Annotated in this window: 18 protein-coding genes; 8 read left to right on the top strand and 10 right to left on the bottom strand. The window is 36.4% G+C overall.

All coding sequences use genetic code 11. The features are described from left to right. Together BM361_RS14700 and BM361_RS14695 are read left to right on the top strand one after the other, a co-directional pair. Positions 1 to 1,654 (top strand): T9SS type B sorting domain-containing protein (locus tag BM361_RS14700; protein ID WP_139226730.1); only part of this gene is annotated, 1,654 nt, incomplete at its 5' end. 14 nt (positions 1,655 to 1,668) lie between these two features. Next, positions 1,669 to 2,583: a PorP/SprF family type IX secretion system membrane protein gene (locus tag BM361_RS14695; RefSeq protein WP_038262236.1), complete on the top strand. Its 915-nt coding sequence runs from the start codon at positions 1,669 to 1,671 to the stop codon at positions 2,581 to 2,583. A 272-nt stretch (positions 2,584 to 2,855) separates the two neighbouring features. Here BM361_RS14695 and BM361_RS14690 read toward each other — a convergent pair whose 3' ends face one another. From BM361_RS14690 to pyrR, 6 genes are all read right to left on the bottom strand, one after another. Beyond that, positions 2,856 to 3,344 (bottom strand): CAP domain-containing protein, encoded by a 489-nt coding sequence (locus BM361_RS14690; protein WP_074979811.1) that lies wholly within the window; start codon positions 3,342 to 3,344, stop codon positions 2,856 to 2,858. A 125-nt stretch (positions 3,345 to 3,469) separates the two neighbouring features. Next, the gene (gene pdxH, locus BM361_RS14685; protein WP_074979809.1) at positions 3,470 to 4,117 is read right to left on the bottom strand and encodes a pyridoxamine 5'-phosphate oxidase; all 648 of its coding nucleotides are present in this window, start codon (positions 4,115 to 4,117) and stop codon (positions 3,470 to 3,472) included. A 166-nt stretch (positions 4,118 to 4,283) separates the two neighbouring features. Beyond that, entirely contained in the window at positions 4,284 to 5,189 is a 906-nt protein-coding gene (locus BM361_RS14680; RefSeq protein WP_074979807.1) for a ribonuclease Z, read from the bottom strand. A 19-nt stretch (positions 5,190 to 5,208) separates the two neighbouring features. Next, on the bottom strand, positions 5,209 to 5,541 hold the full coding sequence (locus BM361_RS14675) for a hypothetical protein (protein ID WP_038262225.1): 333 nt from the start codon (positions 5,539 to 5,541) through the stop codon (positions 5,209 to 5,211). 4 nt (positions 5,542 to 5,545) lie between these two features. Next, entirely contained in the window at positions 5,546 to 6,475 is a 930-nt protein-coding gene (locus BM361_RS14670) for an aspartate carbamoyltransferase catalytic subunit (RefSeq protein WP_038262222.1), read from the bottom strand. A 17-nt stretch (positions 6,476 to 6,492) separates the two neighbouring features. Next, on the bottom strand, positions 6,493 to 7,032 hold the full coding sequence (gene pyrR, locus BM361_RS14665) for a bifunctional pyr operon transcriptional regulator/uracil phosphoribosyltransferase PyrR (protein WP_038262219.1): 540 nt from the start codon (positions 7,030 to 7,032) through the stop codon (positions 6,493 to 6,495). Positions 7,033 to 7,202: 170 nt separating this feature from the next. Between pyrR and BM361_RS14660 the strand changes: the two genes are divergently transcribed. Then, entirely contained in the window at positions 7,203 to 7,883 is a 681-nt protein-coding gene (locus BM361_RS14660; RefSeq protein ID WP_074979805.1) for an SGNH/GDSL hydrolase family protein, read from the top strand. A gap of 56 nt (positions 7,884 to 7,939) precedes the next feature. Here BM361_RS14660 and rpsA read toward each other — a convergent pair whose 3' ends face one another. From rpsA to lon, 3 genes are all read right to left on the bottom strand, one after another. Further along, positions 7,940 to 9,715: a 30S ribosomal protein S1 gene (gene rpsA / locus BM361_RS14655; protein ID WP_038262213.1), complete on the bottom strand. Its 1,776-nt coding sequence runs from the start codon at positions 9,713 to 9,715 to the stop codon at positions 7,940 to 7,942. A gap of 194 nt (positions 9,716 to 9,909) precedes the next feature. Then, a complete protein-coding gene (cmk, locus tag BM361_RS14650; protein ID WP_038262210.1) occupies positions 9,910 to 10,602 on the bottom strand; it encodes a (d)CMP kinase in 693 nt (230 codons plus the stop codon). 63 nt (positions 10,603 to 10,665) lie between these two features. Continuing rightward, on the bottom strand, positions 10,666 to 13,116 hold the full coding sequence (gene lon, locus BM361_RS14645) for an endopeptidase La (protein WP_074979803.1): 2,451 nt from the start codon (positions 13,114 to 13,116) through the stop codon (positions 10,666 to 10,668). 260 nt (positions 13,117 to 13,376) lie between these two features. On the opposite strand from lon, the gene thiD reads away from it, so the two are divergent. The 5 genes from thiD to BM361_RS14620 all read left to right on the top strand — a co-directional run bounded on the left by thiD (position 13,377) and on the right by BM361_RS14620 (position 17,326). After that, complete coding sequence (thiD, locus tag BM361_RS14640) at positions 13,377 to 14,195, top strand: bifunctional hydroxymethylpyrimidine kinase/phosphomethylpyrimidine kinase (protein ID WP_074979801.1); 819 nt, start codon at positions 13,377 to 13,379, stop codon at positions 14,193 to 14,195. 122 nt (positions 14,196 to 14,317) lie between these two features. Then, positions 14,318 to 14,875: an RNA polymerase sigma factor gene (locus BM361_RS14635; protein ID WP_038262201.1), complete on the top strand. Its 558-nt coding sequence runs from the start codon at positions 14,318 to 14,320 to the stop codon at positions 14,873 to 14,875. Then, positions 14,866 to 15,429 (top strand): DUF4179 domain-containing protein, encoded by a 564-nt coding sequence (locus tag BM361_RS14630; RefSeq protein WP_038262198.1) that lies wholly within the window; start codon positions 14,866 to 14,868, stop codon positions 15,427 to 15,429. Before BM361_RS14635 ends, BM361_RS14630 begins: the two co-directional genes overlap by 10 nt. Positions 15,430 to 15,490: 61 nt before the next feature. Continuing rightward, a complete protein-coding gene (locus BM361_RS14625) occupies positions 15,491 to 16,570 on the top strand; it encodes a DUF4097 family beta strand repeat-containing protein (RefSeq protein WP_038262196.1) in 1,080 nt (359 codons plus the stop codon). A 24-nt stretch (positions 16,571 to 16,594) separates the two neighbouring features. Beyond that, positions 16,595 to 17,326 carry a head GIN domain-containing protein gene (locus BM361_RS14620; RefSeq protein ID WP_038262194.1) on the top strand — a complete coding sequence of 244 codons (732 nt, stop codon included), beginning with the start codon at positions 16,595 to 16,597 and terminating at the stop codon, positions 17,324 to 17,326. Positions 17,327 to 17,426: 100 nt separating this feature from the next. Here BM361_RS14620 and BM361_RS14615 read toward each other — a convergent pair whose 3' ends face one another. Continuing rightward, positions 17,427 to 17,915 carry a DUF6252 domain-containing protein gene (locus BM361_RS14615; RefSeq protein WP_038262191.1) on the bottom strand — a complete coding sequence of 163 codons (489 nt, stop codon included), beginning with the start codon at positions 17,913 to 17,915 and terminating at the stop codon, positions 17,427 to 17,429. Between the last annotated feature and the right edge of the window lie 50 nt (positions 17,916 to 17,965).

The following is a 17,965-nucleotide window of genomic DNA, read 5'->3' as shown; positions in this document are numbered from 1 at the left end:
TTACAATGAAGTAAGAACTGATGGAGCATGTCCTAATGCCTATACCCTGACAAGAACATGGATTGCTACCGATGAATGTGGTAATAACACTGAACACATACAAACCATCACCGTTCAGGATACTACGGCACCGGTTGCCCCTGCAGCACCTGTAGATGTGACCGTTGAGTGTACCGATGAGATTCCTGCAATGGTAGATCTGACCGCTACCGATAACTGTGATAGTGATATTACCGTAACCGGGGTGGATACCACAGACAATACTGATCCGTGTAATATCATTGTGACCCGCACATGGACCTTTACCGATAGTTGTAACAATACTGCTTCGATATCACAGACCATTACCGTGGCCGATACGACAGCACCGGTTGCTCCTGCAGCCCCTGCTGATGTGACCGTTGAGTGTACCGATGAGATTCCTCCAATGATCGATCTGACCGCTAACGATAACTGTGATAGTGATATTACCGTAACAGGAGTCGATACCACCGATAATACCGATCCGTGTAATATCGTTGTGACCCGCACATGGACCTTTACCGATAGTTGTGACAATACCACTTCGGTATCGCAGACCATCACCGTAGCAGATACCACAGCGCCTACATTCACAACACCGGAAGACATTACCTTATCTTGTGAAGAAGATTATTTAGATCTTAATCTTACAGGAGATGTTTTTGATGAGGCTGATAATTGTGCTACAGGGCTTGAGGCTACCTATCAAGATGAAATATTAACGGGTGAATGTGCCGGTGAAAATCTCATAACAAGAACATGGACACTCGTTGATTATTGCGGAAATGAAATGAAAGACGTTCAGATTATTACTTTAATGGATACTACCGCTCCCGAATTAACAACTTCTTTTGATATAGAAATAGATGCTACCTGTGACGCTATTCCAGTAATTCCGGAATTAAGTTTTACAGATAACTGTGGAGAAATTGCAAATGTACAATTCGAAGAAACAAGTACGAGACAGGAAGGTGTGGTTGAAGATTACGTCATTACCCGAATATGGAATGTAACTGACAGTTGTAATAATAGCTCCGAATTTATGCAAATAGTTAACGTTTCTGTCAATACAAAACGGGCAGCTCTCAGAGAAATAGAACTTTGTGTTGAAGATGCAGAGATTGACCTTGAACAATATCTTGCCTCAGAGATTCAAAGAGGAGGAAGATGGATTATTAAAGAAGGAGTGATTGATCTAATAGGGTCACTTATTAGTCCTTCTCAAACTGAATTAGGTGTTTACACCATTGAGTACACTGAAACTTATAGCGACTGTCCTATTGTTCAGGAGTTTCGAATAACAGTTCATGACGATTGTGTGGTACAACCATGTACTACCGATGATATTGTTATTTCAAAATCAGTAACTCCAAATGGTGATGCTTACTATCAATATTTTGAAGTTAATGGGGCTAACAATTGCAATTTCACCAAAAGCGTAAAAATCTTTAATCGTTGGGGAACCATCATTTATGAATCGGAAGATTATCAAAACAATTGGGATGGAACCACCACTAGAAATGCAGTAGGTAAATCTACCAAAGTACCATCCGGAACCTATTACTATATCGTTGAACTTAAAAATAGTGGACTGGCCCCTATTAAAGGATATATTTATGTAGGTACCGATTAAAAAACTTTTTAATTATGAAAACTATAAAAAAAATTATCATATTAGTTCTTTTATTGAGTGGTGTTCATGCATTTTCGCAACAGCTACCACAATTCACCCAATATATGTTCAACACCATAGCCATTAACCCTGCATATGCAGGAAGCAGAGAGGGTGTTAGTGTTGTTGGTCTCCATAGGTCACAATGGGCAGGTTTCGAAGGGGGGCCGTCAACTCAAACTTTATCAGGACATTCCCCATTGCGAAAACGTCCAAAAGTAGGACTAGGATTTTCATTTATAAATGACAATTTAGGCTATGAAAACACCATGTACTTTTATGGAGATTTTTCATATACGGTAAAAGTTGGTCGTGAAACGAAATTATCTTTTGGACTTAAAGGTGGTGTTACTCATTATTCACTTGATGATGAGCTTTTGGCAACTAATGATCCTTATTACGATACCTTCCAAAACAGATGGAATCCTAATTTTGGAGCCGGTGCATATCTAAGATCAGACCGTTGGTATGTTGGATTATCAACTCCCAGAATATTAACTAACGATAATATTGAGGGAGAGTCCGCAGGGCTTGATTATAAAGCAATGGAAAGAGTCAACTATTATTTAACCGGTGGTTATGTTTTTGATATTAATCATAGTGTTAAATTTAAGCCTGCCATGATTTTGAAAGCCACTAATGGCGCACCTTTATCTCTAGATGCCACTGCTAATTTTTTATTCTTTGAAAAATTATGGCTTGGTGCTGCCTACCGAGTAGACTCATTTAACACCTTTGGGGCTATTATTGATTTTCATTTTTCTAAAAAACTTCAATTAGGATATGCATACGAATTACCGGTGGCAGGAATAAGACCATATACCTATGGTACACACGAGATTTTATTAATTTATGAATTCAAGTTTAAAACATGTGATTGCTACTTTTGATAAAAAAGAATTAGTCAACCAACCTTCATGCTTCATTATCCGAAAATTTCTCCCGTAAAAAGCCTGCACCAGGCAGGCTAAGTACGGATTGAGAAAGATAAGGGGCATTCCTTCTCTGCTAACTAACAGAAATCTAAAGTTTTCAAAGATTAGCAATTCAAAGAGTGAATTGCATCCTTAATGTTTATTTGCTTAAGGCCTCAATGAGCACCTGAAGTCAATAGGTTAACTACTTACCATGGAATCGTAAGTAAGTAGTTTTTTTAAACGTCTTATTTTTTTACCAGCATTAGCGTGTAATACACTCTACCCTCTGCATTTTTCTTGGCTGAAATACCAACATGTGTAAAGTCACCATTAATATTTTCTCTGTGTTTATCACTTTTCAACCATGCATCAACCACTCCTTTTGCCGTACTAAATCCATATGCCACATTTTCTCCTACCAATTCAGCATCTGCCTTTTCTTTTAACTCCTTCTCCCGGGTAAAGAAAAATTCATGGCTTACTTCCCCCTTCTCGATCATATAATCTGTATGAGTGGCAGCCACGGTTTTTACAATTTCCAAAAAGTTTAGGGTGTTTAAACCAATGTCTATACGATGATCATTAATTAAATCAATAACATCTTCTTGTAAATTGGCATCTTCGATTTTAATATCAATAGCCAGATTCTGGTCAGAGATAAGCTCTTCTTTTGAGCATGAAGTGAACAATACAGGCATCATAATTAATGATGCTAATAGCATAATAGATTTCATGTTTGGTAAGTTTGGTATATCTAACTTACCATAAAATCTTTTAACTACCGATAAAATGCATTATTTTTCGACGAAATGCACGAAGTGATAACTTTAACTTTACAAAAATGTTACAATGCACACCTTTAAGGGGCTAATCTTTCAATTTTCCAACTGTAGTCTTTTTGTAAAGTATATCGTAGCCTATCATGTAAACGATTGGGTCTTCCCTGCCAAAACTCTACCGATTCGGGCTTCACGATATATCCTCCCCAATATGAAGGTCTCTCAATCTCTTTACCTTTTAATTCGCTTTCGAGTTCCTTCAATTTCTGTTCTAAAACACTTCGGTTCTCAATAACTTCACTTTGGTCTGAAACAATCGCTCCTAATTTGCTACCATCCGGTCGGGATTCAAAGTAACCATCGGAAAGGTTTTCTGACACCTTTTCGGCAGTACCCTTTATAATGACCTGTCGCTCCAGATTGGGCCAGAAAAACGACAGACAAATATTAGGGTTGGCAGCTATAGCCTTTCCCTTTTCACTATTATAATTAGTATAGAATATAAATCCTTCGTAGGTATACTTTTTTAATAAAACGACCCTGTTCTTTGGAAATCCATCTAAACCAATGGTTGAAACCGTCATGGCATTGGCCTCTTCCACTCCTCCAAATTGTTCTACCTCATAAAACCATGTTTGAAATAATTGCATGGGATTATCAGGGACATTGGTTTCTATAAGTTCACTCTTTTGGTAATTTCTTCGATAATGACCTAAATCGTTTTGCATAAAAAATGGTATTAAACCTGAATTATTTTACTACAAAAATAATTAATAGAAATAAGTTAAACGCCCTGCTTTGGGGTAAAGTTAAGGATGAAGTTATGGAGTAATCTTGTTATGGAGTAATCTTGTTATGGAGTTATGGAGTTATGTGGTTATGGAGTAAAAAACTTCAGAGTTCAAATACTTTCCCGTCTTCCGCCAAATGAACGTTTTTAAAAATACTTTTCGCTTCATTTTTAAACACTTCCAAGGATTTATAGCGTGTTGAATAATGTCCTAGAATCAACATCCCTACATTCGCTTCTTTTGCAATTGTAGCAGCTTCAGCTGCGGTAGAGTGACCCGTTGGTTTGGTTAAATGCTCATGTGCCTTGGTAAAAGTACTTTCGTGATAAAGCACACCCGCGTTTTTTATAATGGGAATAATTTCCTGATTGAAAGCCGTATCACTACAAAAAGCATAGCTTTTAGGGGCTGGAGGGTCAAAGGTGAGTAAGTGGTTCGCGATTAATTTCCCCTCTTCATTCATCACATCTTTACCTTGTTTAATATTTCTGTAATACGACACATCAATTCCATAATCTTCAGCGGCGCCGATATTTAGCTTTCGTTCACCTTCTTTTTCTGAAAAAAGAAATCCATTGGTATATATTCTATGAATAAGAGGAATGGTTTTAACTGAAATCTTTTCATCTTCAAAAATGATCTCAGACTCTTTGGCGGTTAATTCATGAAAAATTAATGGGAAATTAGTCCAGGCATTTCCTACTTTTAACATAGTAGTCACCGCTTTTTTAATGCCTTTTGGACCGTAGATATGCAGCTCTGCTTCTCTTCCAAGCAGCATGAATGTAGATATCAAGCCAGGTAATCCGAAGAAATGATCTCCGTGAAGATGTGATATGAACACATGTTTAATTCTTGCAAATTTTATTTGCTGCTTTCTAAGTTGTACCTGGGTTCCTTCTCCACAATCGATTAAAAAAACATGTCCTTTAATTTCCAATACCTGAGCTGTAGGATTCGTTAAAGCTCTGGGTGTGGCACTGTAACAACCAAGGATTGATAGTTTCAAACGAACTTAAATTTATAAATTAAATATCGAGATCTCTTTCAATCTCGTCCATTTCAATAATGTCAAAAGCTTCCTTTAGTGTCGGTACCACTATGAGGTCATCATGTACATCCTCATATTTAACAGCTGTGGAAACAATAACAAAAGAATTTTTACCTTCGGTATGCTTATTTCGCAATGGTAAAAACTCCAATAAATCATTCGCTTCAATTTTATTTATTGAAAGCAGGTTAACGATCAAATTATTATTTTTCCATTTTGAATATGATTCGTCCAATCGCTTCAAAAATGTAGCTAACGATACTGCTTCTTGTGTAGCTACGGTAGTATTTCCTTGCTTATCAAAAATCATAATGTTATTGTTTAATTTTAGATGCTAATAAATATATCACTGCCATCCTAACAGCTACTCCATTCTCTACCTGATTGAGAATAATAGCCTGTTTTGAATCGGCTACATCACTAGTTATCTCTACTCCCCTGTTTATTGGTCCGGGGTGCATAATCGTAATCTCTTTATCTAAGGAATCTAATATTTTTTTATTAACTCCGAATTGCTGGGTATATTCTCTGGTTGTCGGGAAATAGCTAATATCCATACGCTCATTTTGTACTCTAAGCATATTAGCTACGTCACACCATTCGAGTGCAGCTCTAAGATTGGTTTCCACCTCCACTCCCAAGGAGGTAATATATTTTGGTATCAATGTCTTTGGTCCGCAGACTTTAACGTTAGCCCCTTGTAATTTCAGTGCAAATATATTTGAAAGTGCTACTCTTGAATGCAAGATATCTCCAACAATGACCACATTTTTTCCGGCTACATCTCCTAAGCGTTCTCTAATAGAATAGGAATCAAGTAAGGCCTGGGTTGGATGTTCATGAGTACCGTCTCCTGCATTTACAATACTGGCATTCACATGTCTTGATAAGAACACTCCAGCTCCCGGATTTGGATGTCTCATTACGACCATATCAACCTTCATCGATAAGATATTGTTTACCGTATCTATGAGTGTTTCTCCTTTGGCTACAGAAGATTGTGAAGCAGAGAAATTAACCACATCAGCTGATAACCTTTTCTCCGCCAATTCAAAAGAAAGCTTCGTTCTTGTACTATTCTCAAAAAACATATTGGCGATGGTAATATCGCGCAGTGAAGGTACTTTTTTAATCGGACGGTTAATCACCTCTTTAAAGTGATCAGCTGTCTCAAATATCAGTTGTATATCTTCTTCCTTAAGATACTTTATTCCCAGTAAGTGATCTACACTTAATTCACTCATTGCTGTTGACTTATTTTCTAATTATTTACTAAATAAACTACATCTTCTCCATCATTCTCTTCCCAAAGTACTTTAACTTTTTCCTGATTGATGGCATCAACCTGTCTTCCTCTATAATCGGGCTGTATTGGTAAATGCCTGCTAAACCTCCTGTCGATTAAGGTTAGAAGTTCAATTTCTGAAGGTCGTCCAAAAGATTGTATAGCAGTTAGTGCGGCTCTGATACTTCTACCAGTATAAAGCACATCGTCTATAAAAACTACTTTCTTATCTTCTACCAGAAAGTTAATATTTGTTTTATTAGCTTCGAGAGGTTTCTCTCCTCTTCTAAAGTCATCACGATAAAAAGTAATATCAAGGTATCCCAACGCCACATCTTTGACTTTATAGTCTTCCTTGAGAATCTTACTCAGGCGTTCTGCAAGAAAAACGCCTCTGGGCTGAATTCCTATTAAAACAGTATTTTTAAAATCTAAATGATTCTCTATCAGTTGACAAGCCAAACGATGCAGTATAATATGGATCTCTTTAGAAGAAAGCAGAACTTTTTGACTCATAATTTCGAATTGCAATCGTGTTTGGTTTGTAAAAATACGGATTTATTGCGAAATAAAACTAACTTGTAATTTGATGATTTTTTAATCCTGAAATAATTAAATGATTATCAATAAATACCATTTCATTTTCTCCATTAAATTATGATTTTAAATTCAAAAGATTAAATAAAATGAGAACAAAATCTATCACGTTACTCCTATTATTTCTGATGGCTTTCTTCAATACGGCTGCACAAGACTGGCCTAATTTAAAACGGTTTAAAGCGGACAATAGTGAAATTATCAGACTCCAAAAACCTGTGGAAGTAGTTTTTATGGGAAACTCGATCACCGAAGGATGGATGAATCACGATCCGGAGTTTTTTAATAAAAACGGTTTTATTAACAGAGGGATCAGCGGACAAACAACGCCGCAGATGTTAATTCGGTTTCGTCAGGATGTTGTTGATTTACAACCGAAAGTAGTTGTTATTTTGGCAGGTACTAATGATATTGCCGGTAATACAGGTCCATCGACAATTAAAATGATCCAGGATAACCTGGCATCTATGGCTGAAATTGCGACTGCAAACGGAATTAAGGTAGTGTTATCATCAATACTTCCTGTTTATGACTATCCATGGAAACCAGGGTTAAAGCCCGCAGAAAAAATCATTAAGATCAACAACTGGATGAAGGCATATGCCGAAAAGCATGGGCATATTTATCTGGATTACCATTCGCACCTTTCAGACAAACGTAAAGGCATGAAACCTATTTACGCCAATGATGAAGTGCACCCTACGAGTGAAGGATATGAGGTAATGCGCCCCCTTGCTGAAGCAGCGATACAAAAAGCCATGACGAAGTAATAAAAAAAGCCCTCAATATTATTGAGGGCTTTTAATTTTATAAAGATAATTACGGCTTATTTTCCGTCCATTTTATCTTTTAACTCCTGTAGTGCATCTAAATCACCTAAAGTAGTCTTCTCTTTAGTTGCGTTAGAAGCAGCAGCAGCTTTTACATTTTTCTCTTCTTCTTCTTTGAAGATTGCCGTGTGGCTAGCTACAACTTTCTTGAATTCTTTATTAAACTCAATGATTTTGAAGTCAGCTACATCACCTTTCTTCAATTTCTTACCGTCTTCTTTTTCAAGGTGACGTGAAGGAACAAACGCTACGATATCATCGTTAAACTGGATAGTAGCTCCTTTGTCTACGATCTCATCGATTGCAGCATTGTGAACTGTACCTACAGCGAACTCTTGCTCGTATTTATCCCAAGGGTTTTCAGTAGTTTGTTTGTGTCCAAGAGAAAGTTTACGTCCTTCAACATCTAATTCAAGAACTTCAACCTCTAACTCATCTCCAATGTTAACAAACTCTGATGGATGTTTGATCTTCTTAGTCCAAGAAAGGTCTGAGATATAGATCAATCCGTCGATACCTTCTTCAAGTTCTACGAAAACACCGAAGTTAGTAAAGTTTCTAACGATACCTTTATGCTTAGAACCAACAGGATACTTAGCAGTAATATCAGTCCATGGATCTGGAGTTAATTGCTTCATACCCAGAGACATTTTACGCTCGTCACGATCTAATGTTAAGATAACAGCTTCAACCTCATCACCTACTTTAACGAAGTCCTGAGCTGAACGTAAGTGAGTACTCCAAGACATTTCTGAAACGTGAATTAAACCTTCAACACCTTCAGCAACTTCTACGAATGCACCGTAATCAGCTATAACAACTACTTTACCTTTTACTTTATCACCAACTTTAAGTTCAGCATCTAAAGCTTCCCAAGGATGTTTCTGTAATTGCTTAAGACCTAACTGGATTCTAGACTTGTTATCATCAAAGTCAAGAATTACCACATTTAATTTCTGGTCTAATTCAACAACCTCGTTAGGGTGGTTGATACGAGACCATGAAAGGTCTGTAATATGGATTAATCCATCTACACCTCCAAGGTCGATGAATACACCGTAAGAAGTAATGTTTTTAACAACACCTTCTAATACTTGACCTTTTTCTAATTGACCAATGATCTCTTTCTTCTGTTCTTCAATATCAGCCTCAATAAGTGCTTTATGAGAAACAACAACGTTTTTGAATTCGTGGTTGATTTTAACAACTTTGAATTCCATTGTTTTATTTACATATTGGTCATAATCGCGGATAGGCTTAACGTCAATTTGAGAACCTGGTAAGAACGCTTCAATTCCGAATACGTCTACGATCATACCACCTTTAGTTCTACACTTAACAAAACCGTTAACGATTTCTCCTTTATCGTGAGCTTCATTAACTCTATCCCATGCCTTAATTACACGAGCTTTTCTGTGAGAAAGTACTAATTGACCTGATTTATCTTCACGAACATCGATCAACACCTCTACTTTATCACCAACTTTTAAATCAGGATTGTAACGGAACTCATTTAGAGAGATTACACCTTCAGACTTAGCATTGATATCGATGATTGCTTCTCTGTCTGTTAAGTGAACAACAGTACCTTCAACTACATCATCATCCGCAGTTTCAACGAAATTTTTCTCTACTAAATCTTCAAACTCTTTAAGTTTGTCATCTTCAACCTTCTCAATACCTTCTTCGTATTTCTCCCAGTTAAAGTTCTCTAAAAATTGTGCAGGATTTTGTTGTTCCTGTACTTCTGGATTTGTGTTTGTATCAGCCATGTGCTGAGTATTAAATTTGTATTCTATATTCAATGAAGAGGTTATGCATATTAAACATAGAAGATATTATTGTTTTGTTTTTTTCTTCCCTTCCACCTCTATCTACATGCAAAAAGGAGTGCAAAATTAAAACAATAATATTTGATTCACAAACAATTAGAAGAATTACTTCAAGTTTTAAAACTTACAGTAAATCATTGTTTTTCAATAACTCGCAGTGCCATTCCTTTAATTCGTTCAAATTGATCTTGAAGTCCCATGTCGGTATTATCAAATTCGATGGCATCTTCTGCTCTTACTAAAGGAGAGTTTTCACGATGAGAATCGATATAATCTCGATTTTGAACATTCTCGAGCACATCTTTAAAGACTACTTTTTCTCCTCTGTCCAACAGTTCCTTATACCTACGATGAGCTCTTGTTTCCGGAGAAGCTGTCATGAACAATTTCAATTCTGCATCAGGGAACACCACGGTACCTATATCGCGACCATCCATAACAACACCTTTATTTTCGCCCATCTTTTTTTGCATATCTACAAGCTTCTGACGAACTTCTGTGATGGTTGCAATTCTACTTACGTGTTGAGAGATTTTTAAAGACCGGATTTCTTTTTCGACATTCTTACCATCAAGATATATTTCAGCAGCCCCGGTTGCATTGTTCAGTTCAAATTTTAACTTAATGTACGGAAGCATTTTAACGAGAGCGTCTATATTATCTTTCTCGCTACCGATAAATTCGTTCTCAAGTGCGTATAAGGTAATTGCTCTGTACATCGCACCTGAATCAACATACACATATCCTAATGCTTTTGCCAGCTGTTTTGCTATCGTACTTTTTCCGGTAGAAGAATAACCGTCTATTGCAATGGTAATTTTTTTCATCAATATAATCTGTATTTAAATATTAAGGCTGGATTTAAATCCAGCCTTAATTTAAGCAACTCTTTATAAATTCTTGGCGTTTTTAACTTTTTGTTTGGTAATTGCTATTTCAATTACTTCTCTCATTTCACGTACATAGTGGAAGGTTAGTCCTTTTAGATAGTCTTGTTTTATTTCCTCTATATCTTTTCTATTATCCTCACACAGGATAATCTCTTTTATTTTGGCTCTTTTGGCTGCAAGGATCTTTTCTTTTATACCTCCAACCGGCAACACTTTTCCTCTTAAGGTAATTTCACCAGTCATTGCTATACTCTTCTTAACTTTTCTTTGCGTAAAGAGCGAAACCAATGAGGTCAACATGGTTACCCCTGCACTTGGACCGTCTTTAGGCGTTGCTCCTTCCGGAACGTGCATATGCACATTGTACTTATCAAATACATCAGGATTAATTCCTAAGTCCTCAGCATTTGACTTAATGTACTCCATGGCAATGGTTGCGGACTCTTTCATTACTTGTCCCAGGTTCCCTGTTATATTCAAGCTTCCTTTACCCTTTGAAAGGATCGACTCAATAAATAATATATCACCTCCAACACTGGTCCATGCCAATCCGGTTACCACCCCTGCAACATCATTATTCTCATATTTATCGCGTTCCAATCGAGCAGGTCCTAAGACATCTTCCACATCTTTGGCTGTAACCTTTACATTGTACTCTTCTTCCATAGCAATGGATTTAGCAGCGTGGCGAACCATTTTAGCGATCTGTTTCTCAAGGCTTCTTACTCCAGATTCACGGGTATAACCTTCAACGATCTTTTCCAGTTCTTTTTTGCCTATCTGCAGATCTTTTTTCTTTAAACCATGCTCCTCTAATTGTTTAGGTAAAAGATGACGTTTGGCAATCTCTACTTTCTCTTCAATGGTATAACCGGTTACATTGATAATTTCCATTCTGTCTCGCAGCGCCGGTTGAATAGTAGACAGGTTATTGGCAGTAGCAATAAACATTACCTTAGACAAGTCGTACCCTACCTCAAGAAAGTTATCATAAAACTCATGATTTTGTTCCGGATCTAAAACTTCAAGCATAGCTGAAGAAGGGTCTCCGCTATGACTAACCGAAAGCTTATCAATTTCGTCCAGAATAAATACAGGGTTTGATTTACCCGCCTTTCTGATCGATTGAATAATTCTACCCGGCATTGCACCAATGTATGTTTTTCTATGACCTCTAATCTCAGCCTCATCTCTCAGACCTCCTAAAGACATTCGAACATACTCTCTTCCTATAGCTTCCGCAATTGATTTACCTAATGAGGTTTTACCAACTCCCGGAGGTCCATAAAGACATAAAATAGGCGATTTCATATCGTTACGGAGTTTTAAAACTGCCAAATATTCTATTATTCGCTTTTTAACATCTTCGAGACCATAATGGTCTCTATCCAGAATTTTTTGCGCTCTCTTTAAATCAAAACTATCCTTAGAAAATTCATTCCAAGGTAACTCCAGAAAGAGGTCGAGGTAGTTACGTTGTATGGAATACTCTGCAACCTGAGGATTCATGCGCTGTATCTTACTCAGTTCTTTATCGAAATGCTCCTGAACTTTTTTACTCCACTTCTTCTTTTTAGCACGTTCACGCATTTCTTCAATCTCCGTTTCCGATGAATTTCCACCCAGTTCCTCCTGAATGGTTTTCATTTGCTGATGTAAGAAATATTCGCGTTGTTGCTGATCGAGATCCAGCTTCACCTTAGATTGAATATCTTTTTGAAGTGTTAAACGTTGAAATTCAACATTCATAAACTTCAGGGTAGCCAGGGCTCTTTCCTTTAAATCATTCGTCTCAAGCAATGCCTGCTTCTCTTTTACATCGAGATTTAGGTTTGATGAAATGAAGTTGATAAGAAATGAAGAACTTTCAATATTCTTAATGGCAAATGATGCTTCCGAAGGAATATTCGGGCTTTCTTTGATAATCTGAAGCGCTAACTCTTTGATGGAATCAATAATCGCATCGAACTCCTTATTTTCCTTCTCAGGACGAGCTTCCGGCACCTCTTTAATAGTTGCCTTGAAATAAGGATCTTCAGATGTAATTTCATCAATTTCAAATCTCTTTTTACCCTGAATAATAACCGTAGTGTTCCCATCAGGCATTTGTAACACCCTCAGTATCCTTGCTACCGTTCCTACCATATTAATATCATCCGGGGTCGGATCTTCAACGGTTTCATCCTTTTGCGAAACTACTCCAATAATCTTACCTCCATTAGAAGCTTCCTTTATCAGCTTAATAGACTTATCTCGTCCAGCTGTAATAGGAATAACCACCCCTGGAAATAATACCGTATTTCTCAAAGGAAGAATTGGTAAAGATTCCGGCAGGGATTCGTTATTAATCTCTTCTTCATCTTCAGGTGTCATTAATGGAATTAACTCTGCATCTTCATCAAAGTTTTGCAATGACAAACTGTCAATATTTAAAAGTTTTGTTTTACTCATAATCACTTTTAAGTCATTCTGTCATCCAGAATGAGCTGTTTATTTATCTTTTCTAACAATACTCACTTTAGCATAAACAACTAAACACCAGTTTTTTACAACAAAAACAAGCTCAAGTTATTCTATTGTATTTAGACAATAGCCATGCCAAGATTTAAATTTATGGAGCTGAAATAACTTTTATAGAGCGAACATTTAAAAATTGTTATTTTTGACTCAGGAATTCGTATTAATTGTACTGCAATCCTCGTTTTCAACAAATGCAAAAAGAAAAACAAAGTATTCCAAATATTTTAACGATAGCAGGGAGTGATCCCAGTGGTGGAGCGGGTATTCAAGCCGACATTAAAACCATTAGCGCCTGCGGTTGTTATGCTACTTCAGTAATCACATCGCTTACTGCCCAGAACACTTTAGGTGTGTCGCAAATTCAGACCTTACCTTACGAATTTGTTCAGGAGCAACTCAACCTAATCCTTAAAGATATTGAAATTAATGCTATCAAAATAGGAATGCTGGCGAATGCGGCTATTGTTGAAGGAGTTGCAGATTGTTTGCAAATGCATCCTTCCCCGTTGATTGTATTAGATCCAGTACTTATTTCCAGTTCGGGAAAAAAGTTATTAGCACCGGAGGCCGTATCAAATCTTGTTGCCAGGCTATTTCCCTTAAGCACCTTAATAACTCCCAATATTCCGGAAGCTGAAACATTACTGGGCGAAAAAATTGATGAGAACGATCTTGCCGGTTTTGCGCAAAAATTGGCAGACAAATTTGAAGTTTCCGTTTTATTAAAAGGCGGCCACCTAAGTGGTAATTATACTATTGACACCTTATATGATATTACGCAAAGCAAGCATAGCAGTTTTGAATCCAGAAAAATCAATTCCAGTAATCTTCATGGCACAGGATGCACCTTATCTTCAGCAATAGCTTCTTATTTAGGAAAGGGATACAACTTAGTTTCCGCGATTGAAAAATCTAAAGTATTTATTCAGGGTGCTATCCAAAATGCAGACCTACTAAAGGCTGGTAAAGGAAATGGACCTCTGCATCATTTCTGGAGCCTTAATAAATAGTTATACTACAGGAAGCCGCACACTGGTATAACACTCACAAAATCAAAATCTTTTAAAAAAATATCTGTTCAAACTGTAACAATTGAACCTTAATCTTCATCTTTATAGTAAACAATCACTTTTTGAGCCGAAGTAATTTAGATATTGAAGCATTATTGCAATTATGCAAAAAGGGGGACAAAGTAGCCCAGATGGAAGTATATAAGAGATACTTCAAAGCGATGTATAACATTGCAGTACGAATTGTCCATGATCCCTACGAGGCAGAAGACGTTCTGCAGGAATCTTTCTTAAGTGCATTTACGAAATTAGATTCCTACAGGGGAGACACCACTTTTGGAGCCTGGTTAAAACGTATTGTAGTTAACAACAGTATCTATCATTACAGAAAACAACAAAAAAATGATGACGTTCCGTTAGATGATGTAATGTACAGGGTCGAAGACAACGATGGCATTGATCCTGATCATGATTTCAAAAACATGAAGGCTCAAAAAGTGTTAGAAACCATGAAAACGCTGAAGGACAATTACAGAGTTTCTTTGACCTTACATTTAATAGAAGGTTATGACTATGAGGAAATAAGTGAAATAATGGGAATGAGTTATGCTAATTGCAGAACAACCATTTCAAGAGCAAAAGCGAGTTTAAGAAAAAAATTAACTGAAGTATGGACTTAAAGAAAGATAATATTGATGCACTTTTCGAGGAACTTCATGGTCAATTTGACATTGAAGAGCCAACAGCTGGTCATGAAGAGCGATTTTTAGAACGCTTGAATAGTCAGTCCACTTTAAATATTGAAGGGCCATCTAAAAAAAGATCCTGGTGGAAACCACTTTCTATTGCTGCATCGCTGGCCATACTAATTGCTTTAGGAGCTGGTGTTTTTGTAAATACTCAAAAGACATCAAAAGTTGCTCCGGAAGTTGAAAAGACACAGTTCTATTTTGCCTCTTTACTAGAGCAGGAAATAGAAAAAATAAATAAAGAAGTTACCCCCGAAACCCAGAAGATGGTCGATGACGCCATGCTTCAGATAAAAAAATTAGATAATGATTATAAAAAACTAGAACAAGATCTTAAAGAAAATGGTAATACTAAAAAAATACTGCATGCAATGATTACCAATTTTCAAACCAGAATTGATTTATTACAAGATGTTTTAAATCAGATCGAAGAAGTAAAACAATTAAAAGACAAGGAAAATGCATTGCCTGCTAATCAGGTTTAAAACCAGGTATAGGTCTAACTAAACAATGCATGACCTTTCATAACAATTAAATCTTAAAAAGATGAAAACTATGTTATATAAAATTACACTATTCCTTCTTTTGTTGCCAGCTATGTTGCTTGCAACCAATCCTTCCCATACCGGAAAATACACCAAGGAAAAAAAGATAAATAAAGAGTATAGTGTAAACGCCAATGCCTTATTGAAGGTTGATAACAGTTATGGAAATTTATACATAACAACCTGGAATCAGAACCGTATAGAAATTGAGGTTCATATTAAAACCAGTGGTAACAATGAAGATAAAGTTCAGAAGAAACTAGATGAGATCGATGTTGATTTTTCGGCTTCAAACGCTATGGTTTCTGCTAAAACCATTTTCAAAAAAAGTAGTGGCTGGAATTGGAGTTGGGGAAGCAATAATGTAAGTATGGAAATCAATTACACCATTAAGATGCCGGTTACAAACAGTGTAGACCTCAGCAACGATTACGGTGGAATCAATTTAGATGCATTAGACGGTGTTGCCAAAATAAGTTGTGACTACGGTAAAATGAATATTGGAGAACTCAATGCGGATAATAATACATTAAGCTTTGATTACACCTCTAAGTCTACGATAGGATATATGAAAAGCGGTAAAATCAGTGCCGATTATTCAGGCTATGAAATTGACAAAGCAGGTAATCTTATTATTAGTGCCGACTACACAACCTCCGTAATTGGAGAGGCAGGTAATCTCGAGTTTTCATGCGATTATGGATCTATAAAAATTGGTGCCGTTAATAACCTGCAAGCAAATGGAGATTATTTAACTACTAAAATCGGTGATGTTCATGGAAATGTATCTCTATCATCTGATTATGGATCTATAAAAATTGACAACCTTTCTTCAAATGCCGGTAATGTTGAAATCAGAAGTGATTACGCCGGAATAAGAATTGGTTATGACCCAAATTATCATTTCGATTTTAATATTCAATTAGAATATGCCGGGTTAAGCGGAAAGGAAGATCTTAATATGAGTCATAGCACAGAAAAATCTACTGAAAAACATTATGAAGGCTATTACGGCTCAAAGGGTAAAAATAAATTATCTATCAATTCAGACTACGGTAGTGTTAAATTGTATAAAAACTAATTCATCAATCTCAAAACAACTAAAATGAAAAAATCAATTTTATTTTTATTTGCCCTTACAATTACCTCAGCAGCAAGTGCTCAATGGTGGGGTAGTAAAAAAGTAAACGGTAATGGTAAGGTTACCACAGAAACCCGAAAGGTAGGTGATTATGACACTGTAAGTATGGCAGGTTTTTTTGATGTTGTACTCGTGAAAGGTTCTGAAGGTAAGATTACTATTGAGGCGGAGGAAAACCTACTCGAATATATTGTTACCGAAGTTGATGGTGATCAACTTAAAATAAAAACGGAAAAAGGATATAATCTTTCGACCAGCCGAGGTAAAAAAATTCTAATTACCGTTCCTTTTGAAGACATCTCCGGGGTTTATTTATCCGGATCCGGCGATATTGTTTCAAAAAATGAAATTAAAGCTACAAACTTTACAACAAGTCTTTCAGGATCAGGCGACATTAAATTAAGTCTTAACAGCGATACTGTAGAGGCAAATGTTTCCGGGTCGGGTGACATTAGTGTTACAGGATACACTTCTTCTTTTGAATGTGCTATTTCAGGGTCTGGAGATATTCATGCATATGATTTAAAAGCAAAAGACGTATCGGTTTCTATTTCCGGATCGGGTGATGCCAAAGTTCATTGTAATGGTGGTAAGCTTAAAACAAGGATTGTAGGAAGCGGAGATGTAAAATATCAAGGTAACCCAGGTAGCACTGACAATAAAATTGTTGGAAGTGGCGATGTAACTAAGATCTAATTAACTATAAATAGTGGTCAGCCAAAACCAGTAATCAACCAAAACTAAAAATGCTCGAGGTATTCCCCGAGCATTTTTTTATTAATCGACAAAAGCTTATTTATTCATAGAAGTTCTTTTCAAATCGTCCCTGAGACACCTGGATAACTTTATTTTCATCATTAGAAGCCTCAAAATAGAATTCTCCGGAAATCATTCCTTCGCTCCATTTTGAAATATCAAGTTTAACTTCTCCACAATTTTTATTCACAAACGAGGTGGTAAACTCATCACTGTTATTTCGATTATAGAAAGCAGCCTCATTTCCTTCTCCATTAATTGAAGATTTCCCAAAGACATAGCGTTCTTTGTTAGCTCTTTTCAGGGTAATGAAGATTGATTGATCTGTTTCTGTATCATTTCCGATGATATCTATATAATCACCTCTAAGCATTAAAACAACGTCTTTCGCAGTAAAATGCGTATCGTTAATATATGCCTCAAAAATATCCGTAGAAACATCAGGGTCTTCTGTTTCTGCGCTACATGAAAGAATTATTGGGGTAGTTGCAATATAGCATAGTAGGAATAGAATTTTAATAGGTTTCATATTCCATACTTTTGTAATGCGATATAAATATATAACAGACTACATATGAA

Origin of the sequence: Zhouia amylolytica, from assembly GCF_900116365.1 — a bacterium.
GTDB lineage: Bacteria > Bacteroidota > Bacteroidia > Flavobacteriales > Flavobacteriaceae > Zhouia > Zhouia amylolytica.
The sequence above is the reverse complement of the archived record's forward strand: the minus strand, read 5'-3'. Positions and strand labels throughout refer to the sequence as shown.

What these genes read in the sequence shown, in the direction of transcription:
- BM361_RS14695 (WP_038262236.1), top strand. Translation starts at nt 1,669, where the DNA reads ATGAAAACTATAAAAAAAATTATCATATTAGTTCTTTTATTGAGTGGT.
- BM361_RS14690 (WP_074979811.1), bottom strand. Translation starts at nt 3,344, where the DNA reads ATGAAATCTATTATGCTATTAGCATCATTAATTATGATGCCTGTATTG.
- pdxH (WP_074979809.1), bottom strand. Translation starts at nt 4,117, where the DNA reads ATGCAAAACGATTTAGGTCATTATCGAAGAAATTACCAAAAGAGTGAA.
- BM361_RS14675 (WP_038262225.1), bottom strand. Translation starts at nt 5,541, where the DNA reads ATGATTTTTGATAAGCAAGGAAATACTACCGTAGCTACACAAGAAGCA.
- BM361_RS14670 (WP_038262222.1), bottom strand. Translation starts at nt 6,475, where the DNA reads ATGAGTGAATTAAGTGTAGATCACTTACTGGGAATAAAGTATCTTAAG.
- pyrR (WP_038262219.1), bottom strand. Translation starts at nt 7,032, where the DNA reads ATGAGTCAAAAAGTTCTGCTTTCTTCTAAAGAGATCCATATTATACTG.
- BM361_RS14660 (WP_074979805.1), top strand. Translation starts at nt 7,203, where the DNA reads ATGAGAACAAAATCTATCACGTTACTCCTATTATTTCTGATGGCTTTC.
- rpsA (WP_038262213.1), bottom strand. Translation starts at nt 9,715, where the DNA reads ATGGCTGATACAAACACAAATCCAGAAGTACAGGAACAACAAAATCCT.
- cmk (WP_038262210.1), bottom strand. Translation starts at nt 10,602, where the DNA reads ATGAAAAAAATTACCATTGCAATAGACGGTTATTCTTCTACCGGAAAA.
- lon (WP_074979803.1), bottom strand. Translation starts at nt 13,116, where the DNA reads ATGAGTAAAACAAAACTTTTAAATATTGACAGTTTGTCATTGCAAAAC.
- thiD (WP_074979801.1), top strand. Translation starts at nt 13,377, where the DNA reads ATGCAAAAAGAAAAACAAAGTATTCCAAATATTTTAACGATAGCAGGG.
- BM361_RS14630 (WP_038262198.1), top strand. Translation starts at nt 14,866, where the DNA reads ATGGACTTAAAGAAAGATAATATTGATGCACTTTTCGAGGAACTTCAT.
- BM361_RS14625 (WP_038262196.1), top strand. Translation starts at nt 15,491, where the DNA reads ATGAAAACTATGTTATATAAAATTACACTATTCCTTCTTTTGTTGCCA.
- BM361_RS14620 (WP_038262194.1), top strand. Translation starts at nt 16,595, where the DNA reads ATGAAAAAATCAATTTTATTTTTATTTGCCCTTACAATTACCTCAGCA.
- BM361_RS14615 (WP_038262191.1), bottom strand. Translation starts at nt 17,915, where the DNA reads ATGAAACCTATTAAAATTCTATTCCTACTATGCTATATTGCAACTACC.